The 14,922-nt window shown below is 61.6% G+C and carries 10 protein-coding genes; 4 read left to right on the plus strand and 6 right to left on the minus strand.

Translation table 11 applies throughout. The features are described 5' to 3' along the window. Positions 1–79 precede the first annotated feature (79 nt). The 4 genes from VT84_RS40910 to VT84_RS17715 all read right to left on the minus strand — a co-directional run bounded on the left by VT84_RS40910 (position 80) and on the right by VT84_RS17715 (position 7,184). Positions 80–2,716, minus strand: coding sequence for an SMP-30/gluconolactonase/LRE family protein (locus VT84_RS40910; protein WP_239465881.1), 2,637 nt, complete (start codon positions 2,714–2,716; stop codon positions 80–82). Positions 2,717–3,009: 293 nt separating this feature from the next. After that, the gene (locus VT84_RS17705) at positions 3,010–4,629 is read right to left on the minus strand and encodes an AMP-binding protein (protein ID WP_082840448.1); all 1,620 of its coding nucleotides are present in this window, start codon (positions 4,627–4,629) and stop codon (positions 3,010–3,012) included. A gap of 94 nt (positions 4,630–4,723) precedes the next feature. Next, on the minus strand, positions 4,724–6,367 hold the full coding sequence (locus VT84_RS17710; RefSeq protein ID WP_082840449.1) for a hypothetical protein: 1,644 nt from the start codon (positions 6,365–6,367) through the stop codon (positions 4,724–4,726). Positions 6,368–6,398: 31 nt separating this feature from the next. Next, positions 6,399–7,184: a glycosyltransferase family 2 protein gene (locus VT84_RS17715; RefSeq protein ID WP_082840450.1), complete on the minus strand. Its 786-nt coding sequence runs from the start codon at positions 7,182–7,184 to the stop codon at positions 6,399–6,401. A gap of 294 nt (positions 7,185–7,478) precedes the next feature. Here VT84_RS17715 and VT84_RS17720 point away from each other — a divergent pair, with 294 nt between their 5' ends. Both VT84_RS17720 and VT84_RS17725 read left to right on the plus strand, forming a co-directional pair. Next, positions 7,479–8,066, plus strand: a complete 588-nt coding sequence (locus VT84_RS17720; protein ID WP_162271748.1) for a sigma-70 family RNA polymerase sigma factor — start codon at positions 7,479–7,481, stop codon at positions 8,064–8,066. Continuing rightward, positions 8,063–9,937 carry a FecR domain-containing protein gene (locus tag VT84_RS17725; RefSeq protein WP_082840452.1) on the plus strand — a complete coding sequence of 625 codons (1,875 nt, stop codon included), beginning with the start codon at positions 8,063–8,065 and terminating at the stop codon, positions 9,935–9,937. The genes VT84_RS17720 and VT84_RS17725 overlap by 4 nt, the downstream gene beginning before the upstream one ends. 68 nt (positions 9,938–10,005) lie before the next feature. Here VT84_RS17725 and VT84_RS17730 read toward each other — a convergent pair whose 3' ends face one another. Beyond that, positions 10,006–10,425, minus strand: a complete 420-nt coding sequence (locus VT84_RS17730; protein WP_157469588.1) for a hypothetical protein — start codon at positions 10,423–10,425, stop codon at positions 10,006–10,008. Between the two features lie 134 nt (positions 10,426–10,559). Here VT84_RS17730 and VT84_RS17735 point away from each other — a divergent pair, with 134 nt between their 5' ends. Further along, positions 10,560–11,924, plus strand: coding sequence for a transposase (locus tag VT84_RS17735; protein ID WP_082839639.1), 1,365 nt, complete (start codon positions 10,560–10,562; stop codon positions 11,922–11,924). 66 nt (positions 11,925–11,990) lie between these two features. On the opposite strand, the gene VT84_RS17740 is transcribed toward VT84_RS17735, so the two are convergent. Further along, positions 11,991–13,403, minus strand: a complete 1,413-nt coding sequence (locus tag VT84_RS17740) for a DUF1501 domain-containing protein (protein WP_052554060.1) — start codon at positions 13,401–13,403, stop codon at positions 11,991–11,993. Positions 13,404–13,551: 148 nt separating this feature from the next. Between VT84_RS17740 and VT84_RS17745 the strand changes: the two genes are divergently transcribed. After that, the gene (locus tag VT84_RS17745; RefSeq protein WP_162271749.1) at positions 13,552–14,910 is read left to right on the plus strand and encodes a transposase; all 1,359 of its coding nucleotides are present in this window, start codon (positions 13,552–13,554) and stop codon (positions 14,908–14,910) included. Positions 14,911–14,922: the final 12 nt, after the last annotated feature.

Raw genomic sequence — 14,922 nt, forward strand, 5'->3', positions numbered from 1 at the left:
GCGTTGTGCAATCTTTGAGGCACGTTCCGTGATTTCTACCCGCGCGCCTCGCTTGGCAGCGTGGGTAGGTTGTGGTGCTTTACTTGAGTTCTTTCAGCCGGATCTTACGGTACTCCATCTGACCGCGGTCCGCTTCCAGACCGATGGGACCGGTCGCGGGGAGCTTGAATTTGGCTTCCAATACTTCACCGTTACACGTGCAGTACGCGACCTCTCCTTTCACAATCACCACGATTTCGTTCCAGTCTTGCGGCTTGTACTTCTTCAAGTCCTTGTACGGTCCGGCGACGAAGTAGTCCCGGACCTGTAATTGCGGTCCGCGAACGAACAGCCCGCTGTCCGCGTTTACCGCAGCGCGGAACTCCAGGCGCAGCTCGAAGTCTTTGGGAAACTTCGCACTGGTCCAGAGCTGTTGAAGCCCCTTTCCGGGGTTCACGATTAGTACCCCATCTTTCGCGGTGTATCGCTTGTCGGACGCTTCCGTTTTGCCGTCGAACGACTCGAACTTGTCGCCCGACTTGTACCCCCACCCGGTCAAGTCTTTGCCGTTGAAGAGTTCGATAGTGCCCGGTTCGAGTTTCTGTGCCCGCTCCCACGCGAGCCCCGGAGTATCGACGCGGAACTGCACGACACGGTTAAATTCCACTTCCGTCACGTAGGCGGTGCGCCCGTCGGGACCGCCGAAGCAGATGTTGCTCGGCTTCTTGCCCAGTACGTCGATTTCCTTCAGGATCTTGCCCTCGGGCGAGAGTTTCACCACCGTACCCGCGCCGTACCGCGTGATGTACAGGTTGCCGGCGGTATCGCAGCGCATGCCGTCGAAGCCGTGATCGTCGAATTTCTTCAGGAGTTTCTTCTCACCGAGGTTCCTGTCCGCTTTGATCGGGAACGCCCACACGTTTCTCTGTGCGCTCTCGTTGACGTAGAGCCACTTTCCGTCCGGGCTGACCTCGATGCCGTTCGTAGTACCCATGTCGCTCGCCACTTTCGTGACCTTTCCGTCCGTACTGATCTTCCAGAGCTGGCCCGTGCTCTTGCCCCAATTGGGATCGCTCGCGTACAGGGTACCGTCCGGTGCGATGGCAAGGTCGTTCGGTTGGTTCATGGTCGGTTCGTGGGCAAACACTTCGATCTTCTTCGTCTTCGGGTCGATCTTGAGGATGTTGTGCTCAGTGTAATCTGCCACGAACATGGACCCGTTCTTGTCGAACACGATGCCGTTGCCGACGCTCTTGTTCGGCAACTCCACGAACACTTCCGTTTTGCCGTCGGGCGTGACGCGCGCGATGTCGCCGTTCTTCTTCAGGTTCACGACGAAGAGATTCCCTGCCGCGTCGCATGCGGGGCCTTCGATTCCCGGAGTGAAGCTGTTCTTCTCCGTGAGCGGTTTCGCGACGAACAGTTCGTCTTTGCTTTCTGACTTATTTGCTGTCGATACGGCATCGGGGGCAATTTCCAGAACCGTGTACGGACCAAGCATGAGCACATACACGCTACCCGCCTTCGTTTGGCACACGCCGAGTGTGACGTGGCGCGAAGTCGTAACCCCTTCGGGCGTCTTGAACGTACCAGCGTGGTACGGGAGCGGTTTTCCGTCTTTCCCCACGAACGCGGTGTAATCGGGGTTCTTGATTGCAACCGATCCGTGATCTTTGGGGGCTTTATCGCCCGGTGTGTAACTCACCACGTGATGCAAGTTGATGCCCCACGCACTTGATCGCGTGACGGAAACCCACACGTTGCCCTTTGGCCCGACACACATCGCCCGGCAATCCGTCCCCTTCGCACCTTGCACCAACGCGCCGAGATCACGCCCCGGGAGTGCGTCGCCCACGGCGGTCAGGTCGTAGGCGTACAAGTGATTGCTGCTCATCGGCACGCAGTAGAGCGTTTTGCCGTCTGGCGACGTGTCCCAGTTAATTGGGTGACCTCGCGGTTGTTCCACGAGATTGGGGTCGATCTTCGGTTCTTTCCCGTCGATGGTTTGCTTCAGCGTGTCGAGTTTGTCGGTCTTTGGATCGTAGCGCGCGATTTCACCGCCCAACAGTGGGTGGTAGGCGCGGCCCAGGTGATCCAGCACGATGAAGCCGTAGATGTGCTTCGTGTCGATCAGCTCGCGATACTTGCCGGTTTTCAGATCGAGAATCAGGAAGACTGAGCTCTCACCCGGGCCGGGGCGCCCGTCCGAGCACGTCGAAATGTACGCGACCCCGCGGCTCTCGTCCGGGGTGATGCTGTTGATCCCGTGGTACTTCACCGGGATGTCATACACCTTCGTTTCGCCGGTCTTCGGGTCGTAGACCATCGGGTACCCGCCGGGATAGTCCTCGCGCTTTTCGGACTTATCGGGGTAGCCCTGCTTAGTACCGAAGTAGATTTTCCCGCTCGCACCGACGTTGTTCCGCGTGTGGATCTTGGCCTGTGAACCGAACCCCTTCAGGTCTTTTCCGATCACTTTGTGACAATCGACGACCACCTTCATTTGCTTCGTTTTCGGGTCGAACTCGACGAGCCAGGAGTTCACGCCGTTCGCGTGCGTGCCGATGTAAAGCTTCCCATTGCGCCCCTCAATGATGGAGAAATAGCCCTCGCCTTCGGGGGCCGTTTCTTTCGGGATCGCGTGCGCGGTCGCGGGCACCCAGTGGTCGATCTTCTCGGTCGGCGGTGGGGCCGCAGTCGCGAGTGCGACGAGGGCGGAAAAGACGATTGGCGTCATGTGCTGACTCTGAGCAGTGGGACGAGCGAGTGGGGTAGGAATTGGTGGATTGTCGGGTGTGTACGTGTGAAAGGCAAGCGCGCTTCGTTGCTGAAATCGTGGGTGATCGAGGACGGTTGGTGAGAGCGAAATCGAATGAAGAGTTTTGACAGGATCAACAGGATCAATAAAATCCAAAATCGATGCATCTGATCTGGCGAACGGTCGATATAAATCGGCCGGTGAGAGCAAGAGCCCTCGAACAGCTTGACGGGGTGAGACGTTCGGGATCTTGTTAATCCTGTCAAAACTCGTTACTGCACTTCACGTAGTTCTGCGGTCGCGAGTTCGCGCATGCGATACTTCTGCACCTTACCCGTAACGGTCATCGGGAACGTGTCTACGAACTTCCAGTGGCGCGGGATCTTGTACGTCGCGATGCGCCCGTGACACGCGGCGAAGAGGTCGTCACCGGTCAGGATCACGCCGATCTGGAGGCGCACCCAGGCCATAACTTCTTCGCCGTACTTCGGGCACGGGATGCCGATCACCTGGGCTTCGGCGACTCCGGGAATCGTGTGAAGGAATTCTTCCACCTCGCGCGGGTACACGTTCTCGCCGCCGCGAATGATGACGTCCTTCAGCCGACCGACGATGCTCACGTACCCCTCGTCGTCCATGACCGCGAGGTCGCCCGTGTGCATCCACCCGGTGGAATCGATGGCACGGTCGGTCGCGTCTGGGTCTTCCCAGTAGCCCAGCATCACCATGTACCCGCGCGTGCATTGCTCGCCCGGTACGCCCCGCGGAACGACGGCCCCCGTCACGGGATCGATAATTTTGATCTCGGCGTGAGGGAACGGGCGCCCGACGGTTGCGACGCGCTTTTCGAGCGGGTCGTCTCGCCCAGTCTGCGTGGAGGCGGGGGACGTTTCTGTCATGCCACACACGTTGGTGATTTCGCGCATGTGCATTCGCGTCTGTATCTGCTTCATCACCTCGATCGGACACGGCGCGCCAGCGGTGATGCCCGTTCGGAGCGAAGACAGGTCGAATTCGCCGAACCGCGGGTGATTGAGTTCCGCGATGAACATGGTCGGCACGCCATAGAGCGATGTGCAGCGCTCTTGTTGGACCGTTTCCAGTACGGCGAGCGGGTCGAACGACTCCGCGGGAACGACGATGCACGCGCCGTGCGTGGTACACGCGAGGTTCCCGAGCACCATTCCAAAGCAGTGATAGAACGGCACTGGGATACAGACGCGGTCGCGCTCGGTGTAACCGAGGCCCTCCGCGGTGAAGAAGGCGTTGTTCAGGATGTTGTGGTGCGACAGCGTCGCGCCTTTGGGGAAACCCGTCGTCCCGGACGTGTACTGGATGTTGACCGGGTCATCGAACTGGAGTTTGCTTTCGATCTCCGCGAATTGCTCCTCACTGACACAGTCGGCATCTGCAAGGAGAGCGTTCCAGTCGTTGTCGATGACGAGTGCGGCGCGGAGCACGGGGCAGCGGTCCTGGACCTCACTCAAAATGGCAAGGTAATCCGTTTGTCGGAACCCGCGAGCCAAACAGAGCAGGGCGACGCCGCTCTTGTTCAGCGCGTACTCCAGTTCGATGGCCTTGTACGCGGGATTGATGTTCACGAGGATCGCGCCGATGCGCGCGGTCGCGTATTGCAGCACGACCCACTCGAAGCGGTTCGGCGCCCAGATCCCCACGCGGTCCCCAGCTTCCACCCCGCGAGCGATCAGTCCGCGGGCCGCGCGCTCGACTAGCTCCCACAACTCACGGTAGGTCGCGCGGAAGTTCTGGTGCCGCACCACGAGCGCGTCGCGCGCGCCGAACTGTTCAACGGTTCGGCGCAAGTTTGTGCCGATCGTTTCACCGAGGAGCGGAACCGAGGACGCGCCGTGCGCGTAAGAGGGGAGCGACATCACGGGCTCGCTTTCGCGGCAGGAGAATAGCCCGATTGTGCCGATCGGGTTCGCGAAAGTCTACGGGCGTCTCAGTGCTGTCGCGCCTGGAAAATTATGGGACAGGCGCGGACGCAACAGCCGCGTGTTGGGTTTGGACTTTCCCGTCTCTGAGCACGACCCGATACCGCGGTTGGGGCGCGGACATCCACTCGTTAAACACGATCTGCGTGGTGCGGCGGTTGTGGACCTTCAGTACGGGATCGGACGCCGTATAGTCGATCTCGAAGCTGAAGCCCGGTTCGCGCCTGTGCGCGTCCACGAACGTTTGGACGGCTCGCAACGCGCGGCTTAGTTCTTGTTCCTGCTGCGTTACAGTGATGTTCGCGTCGCGAATGTGCTCGGCCCCCAGGGTGCTGAGAGCGAGGAGTCCGATCACTAACCCGGTGCGGACGCGACCGCCCCACGAACCGACCGCGAACCACGCGGCCGATACCGCCAGCAGCCCGAACAGCAGTGCAGTATAGGCGTAGTACGAGTTCGAACTGAGGATGTACGGTGTGGGGCGCATGTTCATTCGGCCGAGCACGGTCATCGCGCCGTAAGCGGCGTACAGTGCGATCGGCAGCAGTAACGTGAACAACGGTAGCCGTGCCCGTGTGCCAACGAGTTGCCACAGCCCCACACATCCCAAGAGTACGGCTGCTCCGAGCACGGCGATCGATGCGGCCACTGCCGGTGACAGGAACCGCAGCCGGACCTTCCACTCCAGGCTTTCTGCGATCTGGAGGCGCTGTCCGCTGTACGTCGTCTGAACCAGTGAGGGGAAGAACGGCTGGACCGCGGTGTAACTTCCGTAGCGCACGGAGTGTTCGAGCGTCGCGCGCGTGAGCGCTTGGTCCACGATGGCTGGCCCCAGATTGTCGGCGACGTAGTTCCCGCGGTGGGCACGCAGGTCGATTCGGTTGGTCGTTTGGTAAACGACCATGATTGAAGCGAACGCCGCGACCACGAGTGCCGCGCGCTTCTTTCCGATTTGCGGGAGCAGTACAGCCGCCGTAAACGCGCCGGCAAGGACGGCGTAGAGTTGGCCCAACTCGTAAGTGAACGCCGAGAGAAGCGTCAACACCCATGCCCCCCAGAGGTACCCGCGTGCGGGGGTGCCATTCTGCACGCTGCTCGCGTACCGGAGCAAGCAACTCACGGAGCCGAGGAGAAACAGTAGGAACAGCAGATAACCGTGCAGGTGACTCCAGATAACGAGTTCCTGACCGCACGGGTTGAGCGCGAAGAACGCGAGCGTGGCGTAGATGAGGTAGTCGCGTCCACTGTCAGGTGTGGCTGACCCCTCGTTCGCCGGGCGAACGATATTCGCGACCTGACGCAGTAGTACGAGGAACAGTACGCAGGTGGCGCAGTGAAGGGCGATGCCGAACCCTTGCGTGAGTGCGAGATTGCCCTCAAATGCAGTTTTTTCCGCGGCGAGTAGTGCGAATAGGATGGGCCGGAACAGGTCGGTGTCGCCCGGCATCATTTGCCGCGTGCGGTTGTAAGAGTACGAGTGGCGTAGGGCGTCGAAGAACGAGTAATCGTTCATCGTGTCGACGAGGTAGCACCACTGGTCCGCCCGGGGCGGGTGTTTCAGCGACGGTGCGTGGGCCGTCATCACGAACCCGAACACGCCGGCTAGGACGAGGAGATCTGTAACGGTCCGACGACCGATCGGGGTTCGGCTCCATTCCGCGAGTCGGCGAAGCATCCGTGACGCGCCTCAGTGGTGATTTCGGCGCTCAGCGCCAGAGGAAGAAATCCCGGAGGAACTGGAAGTAGTACGACGCACCCCACCGCAGCACGCGGAGCTTGCGCTCGCCACCGATGCGCGGGGGTTCGTCCCCGGCGATCTCGGCGACTTTAAGGCGCCGACGGGCCGCGCGCACGGATAGCAACGGTTCCCAACTGATCCGGCACCCGAACAGGCGCTCGGGTGTTTGGTACCACCGATCCTGATCGAGTTCCAGTTCGCGGACGAGACGAGTTCGGTACGCTCGGTAGATCACCATCGCATCGGTGTACCGGCCCCCGTGGAGCAGGTTCACCGTGCGCGTGAACAGCCAGTTCCCGAACGCGGTCACCCAGTCGTCGTCCGTGCTCTTCGCCGGGGGCTTGTACCGCGACACGATCACCATGTCGTACCCCTCGTCGATCTTGGCGACGAGGTCGACGAGCAGGTCGGGGATGCTGTTCCCGTCCGGGCTGAAGGTGACCACCACGTCCCCGCGCACCTTCGGGAGCACTTCCATGTACGCCTGGCGGATGCCGGGTTCACTCTGGACGTGAACCTCGTACCCGCTCCCCCGCGCCCACTCGACCGTACCGTCGGTGGACCCGCCGTCCAGAATGATGATCTGGTCCACCCATTCGGGGCGGATTTGCGGCATGATCGCCTTCATGCCGTCGATCTCGTTGAGCGTCGGCACGACGAGCGTCACCGTGCAGGTGCGCGCGGGAGACATCGGGTGGTCCCACGCCTCGATCGGCTGGTGGGTGGGATCGGGATTTTGGAGGAGCGGGGCCATATGAACGATAACCCGCCGATTCGGGGGTAGGGGCGACGCGGGGTTATAGGAGAAGTGCGTGATCGGGTCAATCGCGACCGTGCGTTCCGAGTGATATGCAGGAAATGCCGTTATAGACGGTATTTACGGCGAATTGTGTGGAGTAAACGACTTTCGCGGCTCAATACCGACCGCATTCGTGCGAATTAGGCAACAGGCTGGTTGTTCGCGACAAACTACGATTCGCAGAATCACAGGAGGTGCGCAAATTGGCGCGTCTGATCGCACCCGGCTGCGGGATTCCTTTTACTGATTGTGGAACGCGACTCGGAACAGACCGGACCGGCGACTCCCGAAGCCGACCGGATTGTGGCGGAAGTGCTCGCCGGTGACACCTCGGCGTTCGCGGGGCTGGTGCGCCTGTATCAGGAGAGCGTGTGGCGCATCGCCGCGGCCGTGCTCCGGGACCGCGACGCGACCGAAAATCTCGTGCAACAAGTGTTCGTGGACGCTTACTTTCACCTGGATCAATACGCGCCCGGTACGGACTTCGGCGCGTGGGTGCGCACGGTCGCGCGGAACCGCTTGCGGAAAGAGCTGCGGAGCGCGGGGCGCGAGGACCGGCGATTGGCCGTGTACCGCGAACGGCTCGCGGAGCGCCTCCGGGCCGAAGCCGGTTCGACGAGCGACGATTCCGAGAGCTTCGTCGAGGCGCTTCGTGGGTGCCGGGAACTGCTCCCGCCACGGGATGCTGTACTCGTGAACTTGCGGTACGAAAAGGGGCTGACCTTCGAGGCTATTGCCGAGAAACAGGGGCAGACGCCCGAGGCCGTTCAGCGAATGATTTCTCGCATCCGGTTCCGGCTGCGTGACTGTATCCAGAACAAGCTCAACGACGCATGACTCGCATCGCCGAACTCACCCTGCGCCTGCTCGATCACGCCCTTACCGATGCCGAGGACGCGGAACTCGACGCGCTCATTGCGACCGATCCCGAAGCGGAAGCGGAGCACCTCGCGCTGCTCGAACTCGAAGCGGAACTCCGCGGGTTGCGCACCGGCTTTGATCTGTCCGACGTGACACTCGCGATGGTGCGTGACGCGCAAACGGAACGCACGACTGATGCAGTGATGGCCGAGATCGCGGACTTGGCTCCGCCTACTTGGGCGGCACGAGTCGAACCTGTGGTCGTGGCAAGCACGGAACCGCATGTGCGTCGACGATTGTGGGCCGGCGTGGTGGCACTGGCTACGTGTGCGGCGGTTGTTGCGTTTGCAGTGTGGGTGGTCAGTAAGCCCGCTGAAATTGTTCAGCCCAAACCGGATGAACCGGCTCTTGAAACACGAGCCTTTGCGAAACTGTCGCGGAAGGAGGGTATCGTTGAGGTGCTCGATCCCGCGGGCGACGCGATTCTTGCCGAGGAGGGGGCGGACCTTCCCGCAGGGTTCACTCTTCGTACCGTGGGAGACGATAGCCATGCGGTCGTGGATTTGATCTCCGATCAGTCACGATTCGAGATCGAACCGGATTCTGTCGTGCGGTTCCGGGACGGCACACCAGAAAACGCGACCAAGCCGCAACTGTTCCTCGCGGCCGGCCAGCTAACGGCTGCAATCACCCCCCAAGCCAATCGCCCGATGGTTGTTGGTACACCAGTGGCGGAAGTGTCCACGCGGAGCGGGCTGTTTGTTGTTTCTTCGGCCGGTCCCGATTCCGCTCGGGTGGACATTAAGAAGGGGAAGGTGGAGCTGGTTCGTGCAGCGGCTCCGAAGCCCGTGCCGGTCGGGGTCGGGTCGGCGCTCGTGAACGCGGGCTTCGACAAAGTTCACATCGAGAAATCGTGGAACGTGGACCGTTCGCCGAAGAAGACATTCGCGGTTCCCGGGCACCGCGATGTGATATTCTCGCCCGACGGCTCCGAGATCTGGGCCGCGAACGGGCGGATGTTCACGCGCTGGACCGAAACCGGACCTGTCGAACTCAGTTTCTACGCGAAGAAGCTTGAAGGCGCGGCCGCGTTCACGCGGAACAAGCGCCTGCTAGTGGCGTTCCGCGGCGAAAAAGACGACCGGGTACTGGTCCGCACGCTTCCCGACGGCGGGGAACATGCCGCAATCAACGTGCGCCCGAACGAGGCTCGGTTGTGGACCGCGGCGCCCGATGCGTCCTGGCTCGCACTGGTGGAACCACGGCCGAGCAAGCGGCTTCGTGTGTTCGACGGCGCAACGGGGGACGAGCGGTTCGCGCGCGATTTCGACGAGAACGTTGGGGGGATCGCTGCCAGCCCCGACGCACGTGTGCTCGCGGTCGGGTTGATCGAGCCGGGCCGCAGCGCGAACAACAAGGTCGCGTTGCTCGATGCCACGACCGGTGAGCGATTCGCCGCACTTGCGACGCCGAAGAAGCCGATAACGGCCCTGGCTTACTCGGACGATGGGTGGTTACTCGCGGTCGGTTTTAACGGCATCATTCAACTTTGGGACGTGCGCAATCGCGAACTGCTCCGCTCGATCACCGGTTTCGAGCGGGCGCTAACGTGCTTGGCGTTCTCGCCCAACGGCAAGCGCCTCGCTGCGGGTACCCCGGACGGTCACGTGTGGTTGTGGAACACCGAAACGGCTCAGCAAACGCAGCTCATCGAAACCGGCGGGCGTGGCGTAAGGTCGATCGCGTTCCACCCCACGGGCAAGGAACTCATCACTGTGGCGCCGGGCACCCCGGTCGCGGTTTGGGACGTGAATGAAACATTTCCTGGATCTCACGCTATTCAGTGATTGAATTTGCGTACCGGCTGTGATTTTAATTAGCCAACCTATTTATTGTGGTGTCGCGAAGATTGGCATCAAAATAACACGAGGAAGCCGTCTGGATATTTGCCGCCGTCCCATCCACATGGCCAGTGGCCGATACTGTAGACAGCAAAAATTGACCGGTAAAAACGATGCAGATTGCACCCTGATTTGGCGAAGGTGAGTTCCATCCCAGCCATGTACACGTCGAACTTTATGGTGTCGATAAACAAATGATTTAGCCCAGCGCCGAGGATTCGGGCCGATATCGGTTCGGATAGGTGTTCATCAACGAGTTGTTTTTTTTTGCGAAGCAGGTCGCTCCAGTGTCTGGCTTCTCTTTGATTCGCTGATGATAATTTAAATATTATCTCGTTGAATTGGTCGTGCTTTAAAGTCTCCCAGTCCTCTGTGTATGCTCCGGCTACTTCCGCCCATGAAGACAACTGGGCAGAATCATATTCGATGTCCAAAGTAATCGGCTCACCGCAGTGCCGTAACCACGGAGTGTTGAGTAGCTCTTGGATAAACATCCCTTTCAACACAGGCGTGTGATCCGTAATAGCCTACGGGGGTAGATGTTGCGTGGGCATGATGAGGAGCACGGATGTTGCTGGATGCGGTCCTTGAGCGATTCATCGCCCACAGCCCGATGGCGGTTGCGATCCGGGGTGCGTTTGAGTACGCGCTCGATCCCGGGCACCTGGATGACCTGTTCGTGCGCATCGCCGGGGATCGGGACGACCGCGAGCTCCTGTTCTCCACATGCGTCGATCTGATGGCCACGGTCGTGTGCCGGGTGAAGCCCTCGGCCCACGCCGCGTACCAAGCGGACGACCACCTGCCGGTGTCCGTTTCGGCCGTGTACGCCCGCCTGGCCCGGGTTCCGACCGCCGCCGGACGGGAACGGGTGCAACACACGGCCGAGCGGTTGGGGCCGGTCATCCGGGCGATGGGCGGAGCGGAAGTGGAACCGCTTCCCGGGTATCGAGTAAAGGTGCTCGATGGGAATCACCTGAGCAAGACCCAGCGGCGCCTCAAGCCGTTGCGGGACGTGATCGCCGGGCCGTTGCCGGGGCAGGCCCTGGTGGTCCTTGACCCGGCTCTCGGGTTGGCCATCGACGTGATCCCGTGTGAGGACGCCCACGCCCAGGAGCGGTCCCTGCTCGACCCGATCCTGGCGACGGTGGATGAGAACGACGTGTGGGTCGCGGATCGGAACTTTTGCACCACCGGGTTCCTGTTCGGGATCGCCCGACGGAACGGCTCGTTCGTGATCCGGCGGCACGCCGCGACCCTGAGTTGGGACCGGGAATCGGACTGGGTCGAGGTGGGTCGGACCGACACCGGAGCGCTCGCCGAGCAGACGATTTGGCTGACCGAGCCGAGCGGGGCCGAGTTGGCGGTGCGCCGGGTGCGGCTCACGTTGGACCACCCGACCCGTGATGGGGACGAGGTCATCGAGGTGCTGACGAACCTGCCGGCCCGGGCGGCGACCGGGGCACGAGTGGTCGAGCTGTACCGGGGGCGTTGGTCGGTCGAGGGGCTGTTCCTGCGGTTGACAACGGTGCTCCGGTGCGAGGTGAACGCGCTCGGTTATCCGCCGGCCGCATTGTTCGGGTTCTGCGTGGCGTTGGCCGCGGGGAACGTGTACGCGGGTGTGAAAGGAGCGTTGCGGGCGGCCCACGGCGCGGGGCGCGCGGACGGGGTCTCGGATTACCACTTGGCGTTGGAGGTATCGGGCGCGTGCCCGGGGTTGTGGATCGCGGTCCCGGCCGAAGCGTGGGTCGAGATCGGCGTATGGTCGGTCGGCCGGATGGCCGAATGGCTGGTGGGGTTGGCTCGAGGCGCGAACCTGGGGCGATATCGGAAAGCCACGCGGGGACCGAAGAAACCGCGCCCACCCCGCACCCGGTTCCCCGACGCCAAACACGTCGCCACATCACGACTACTCAACGATGAACAGACGTGATGCATTGAAAGGGATGCTCTTGGATAAAGTACGGATCGGGTTACATATTTACTGGTAAGTTGCACGTCACTCGAACAGTTCTTTCACCACGGTTCCCTTCACATCCGTGAGGCGGAAGTCGCGTCCGGCGTGCCGGAACGTAAGCTTTTCGTGGTCGAGCCCGAGTAGGTGCAGTATGGTCGCGTGCAGATCGTGCATGTGTACTTTCTTGTCCACTGCGTAGTAGCCGAAATCGTCGGTCGCGCCGTGAACCATCCCGCCGTTTATTCCACCGCCGGCGAGCCACATGCTGAAGGCGTGCGGGTTGTGGTCACGGCCGTCACCGCCCTGTGCGGCGGGCGTGCGCCCGAACTCGCCGCCCCACCACACGAGCGTGTCTTTCAGGAGGTCGCGCTGCTTCAGATCGGCCAGGAGCGCCGCGATGGGCTTGTCTACTTCCAGTGCGTTCTTCGTGTGGTCTTTCTTTAGGTTTTCGTGTTGGTCCCACTTGTAGCTGTGGGTGCATTGAATGAACCGCACGCCGGCTTCGGCCAGGCGCCGAGCGGTGAGGCACTGGCGCCCGAAGTTGTCCGTCGGTTTACCGTCACCGATGCCATAGCTCTCCAGCGTTTTCACGGTTTCTTTCGAGAGGTCCGTGACCGTGGGTGCTTCCGCCTGCATCCGGAACGCCAGCTCGAACGACCCGATGCGGGCTTCGAGCGCGGCGTCCGGTCCGCTCTTGGTGAGGTGGGTGGCGTTTATCTCTTTTAAGAGATCGAGCTGCATCCGCTGGAGTTCGGGCGAAGCCGCCGGTGCGATGTCCTTCACGGTCGCTTGTTTGGCCGGAATCCCCGAGTGCCCGATTGGTGTGCCCTGATACGCGGCCGGCAGGAACGCGCTCGACCAGTTCTGCAACCCACCGTGTCCCAGAGTGGGGCAAAGCGTGATGAACCCGGGCAGATTCTGGTTTTCGCTTCCCAGGCCGTAAGTGACCCAGCTCCCGACGCTCGGCCGGACGAACGTGTCGCTCCCGGTGTGCAGTTGAAGGAGCGCCCCGCCGTGCGCGGAGTTGTCTGCGTGGATCGAACGGATCACGCAGAGGTCGTCTGCGCGCTTGCGGACTTCGGGGAACAGGTCGCTCACCTGAATGCCGCTATCGCCTCCGGGCCGGAACTCCCACGGCGACTGAAGCAGGTTCCCGGTCGCGGCGAACTGCACGCGCGGCTTCTGACCCGGGTAGGGCTTGCCGTTGTGCTTTTTCAGCATCGGCTTGGGGTCGAACGTATCGACCTGGGACGGCCCGCCGTGCATGAACAGGAAGATTATGCGCTTGGCCTTCGGCGCGAAGTGCGTGGGCCGTGGTGCGAGCGCGGAGGCGGACTTCGTTTCGCGCGCGTGGAGCATGTCGGCCAGCGCGAGCAGCCCGAAACTGTTCGCCGACAGCTTCAGCATGTCGCGCCGGGAAACGGCGGGTGCGAGTGCGTTACAGAACGTCGGCATGTTTGTGTCACTCAAAACTCAAAACCCAGGGGTTGAAACCCCGGGCTATTCCCGGTGACCCCTTCGGGGCAGGGCTGTAAGGGTATTCGGATCGTCGTAAGTTAGCCACTCGCGGTCGGTTGTAATGCTCTCGGATGGAGGTTCGGTCGTGGTGCCCGCAGCATTTGAACCGTTCCTCAAAGCGTCCCCGGTGTGCGTCTTGGCTCGGACCATTTTGGAGCGCCTGTTCTTACCCGAACGACTGGATCAACTGTTCCGCGACACCGCACAACGACAGTACCAACACGAGTTGCTCTTCTCGCAGGTGGTCGAACTCATGTTGGCCACCACACTCCGAACCGAATCCTCTCTCGGGGCCGCATATCACAAACGGGCCGAGCACATGCCCGTCAGTCGCCAGGCCGTGTACGACAAACTACGATCCACGGAACTGGGGATCTGCGCGGCACTCGTTCGGGACTCCGCGGACCAGGTTGCTCCCCTCATTCGGACCCTTCAGGCGACCCGGGCACCCTTGGTTCCGGGATATCGCACTCGGGTTCTCGATGGCAACTATTCGAGCGCCACCCAGCGCCGACTTCGGGTTCATCGTGACAGTTGGGCGGCCCCTCTGCCGGGCAAAGTGCTGGCCATTTACGACCCCCAACTGGATTTGGTCACCGACGTCTTTCTGACACCCGATGGGCACGCCAACGAGCGCGAATTGATCCCCCAAGTGGTGCCTCACATTGGGGCCAACGATCTGTGGATCGCGGATCGGAACTTCTGCACCCTGGGATTCCTGAGCGCGTTGCACGAGGCCGACGCCGGATTCGTGATCCGTCAACATGGAGCCCTCGAAGGGGCGTTGCGGGGTGAGCGTCGTGCCCTGGGGCGTTGCGAGACGGGTCAGGGGTACGAGCAAGAGGTCGAATTCCGCCACCTGGATCGAACGTTGCGCGTGCGCCGAGTGACCGTGGTTCTGGATCAACCCACGCGCGACGGTGACACCGAGATCCACGTGCTGACGAACGTGCCCTCGGACGCAGCCGACGGGTGCCGTGTGGCCGCGTTGTATTTGAAGCGCTGGTTGATCGAGAATCGGTTCTACGAGTTGGCGATGACGCTCAACTGCGAGCCCGACACGTTGGCCTATCCGCCGGCCGCGCTGTTCGCGTTCTGTTTGGGTTTGTTGGCCTCGAATGCGGTGGCATTGCTCAAGGGCGCGGTGCGGAGCGCGCATGGTGCGGAAGCGGTGTCGGAGTTGTCGAGTTACTACCTGACGGAAGAAATTCGGACCACCTGGGTGGGGATGAACATCGCCTTGCCGGGTCCGTTGTGGGAGCCCTTGGGTGCGATGCCCCTGGAGTCGTTCGCGGAGTTGTTGCGGGCAATCGCCGCGCGCGTCGATCCGAAACGATATCGCAAAGCCAAGCGCGGGCCGAAAAACCCTCCACCCACAAAGAAGCCGTACCAGAACGGAGGACACGTTTCGACCCACCGTTTACTCCAGAAACGCAAACGATAGTCATTCCACCCT

It is taken from the genome of Gemmata sp. SH-PL17, from assembly GCF_001610855.1.
Classification (GTDB): Bacteria; Planctomycetota; Planctomycetia; order Gemmatales; family Gemmataceae; genus Gemmata; species Gemmata massiliana.

Excerpts from the sequence above, each read along its gene's own strand:
- VT84_RS17735 (WP_082839639.1), top strand. The coding sequence starts at position 10,560 with ATGTTGCTGGATGCGGTCCTTGAGCGATTCATCGCCCACAGCCCGATG.
- VT84_RS17715 (WP_082840450.1), bottom strand. The coding sequence starts at position 7,184 with ATGGCCCCGCTCCTCCAAAATCCCGATCCCACCCACCAGCCGATCGAG.
- VT84_RS17710 (WP_082840449.1), bottom strand. The coding sequence starts at position 6,367 with ATGCTTCGCCGACTCGCGGAATGGAGCCGAACCCCGATCGGTCGTCGG.
- VT84_RS17740 (WP_052554060.1), bottom strand. The coding sequence starts at position 13,403 with ATGCCGACGTTCTGTAACGCACTCGCACCCGCCGTTTCCCGGCGCGAC.
- VT84_RS17725 (WP_082840452.1), top strand. The coding sequence starts at position 8,063 with ATGACTCGCATCGCCGAACTCACCCTGCGCCTGCTCGATCACGCCCTT.
- VT84_RS40910 (WP_239465881.1), bottom strand. The coding sequence starts at position 2,716 with ATGACGCCAATCGTCTTTTCCGCCCTCGTCGCACTCGCGACTGCGGCC.
- VT84_RS17705 (WP_082840448.1), bottom strand. The coding sequence starts at position 4,629 with ATGTCGCTCCCCTCTTACGCGCACGGCGCGTCCTCGGTTCCGCTCCTC.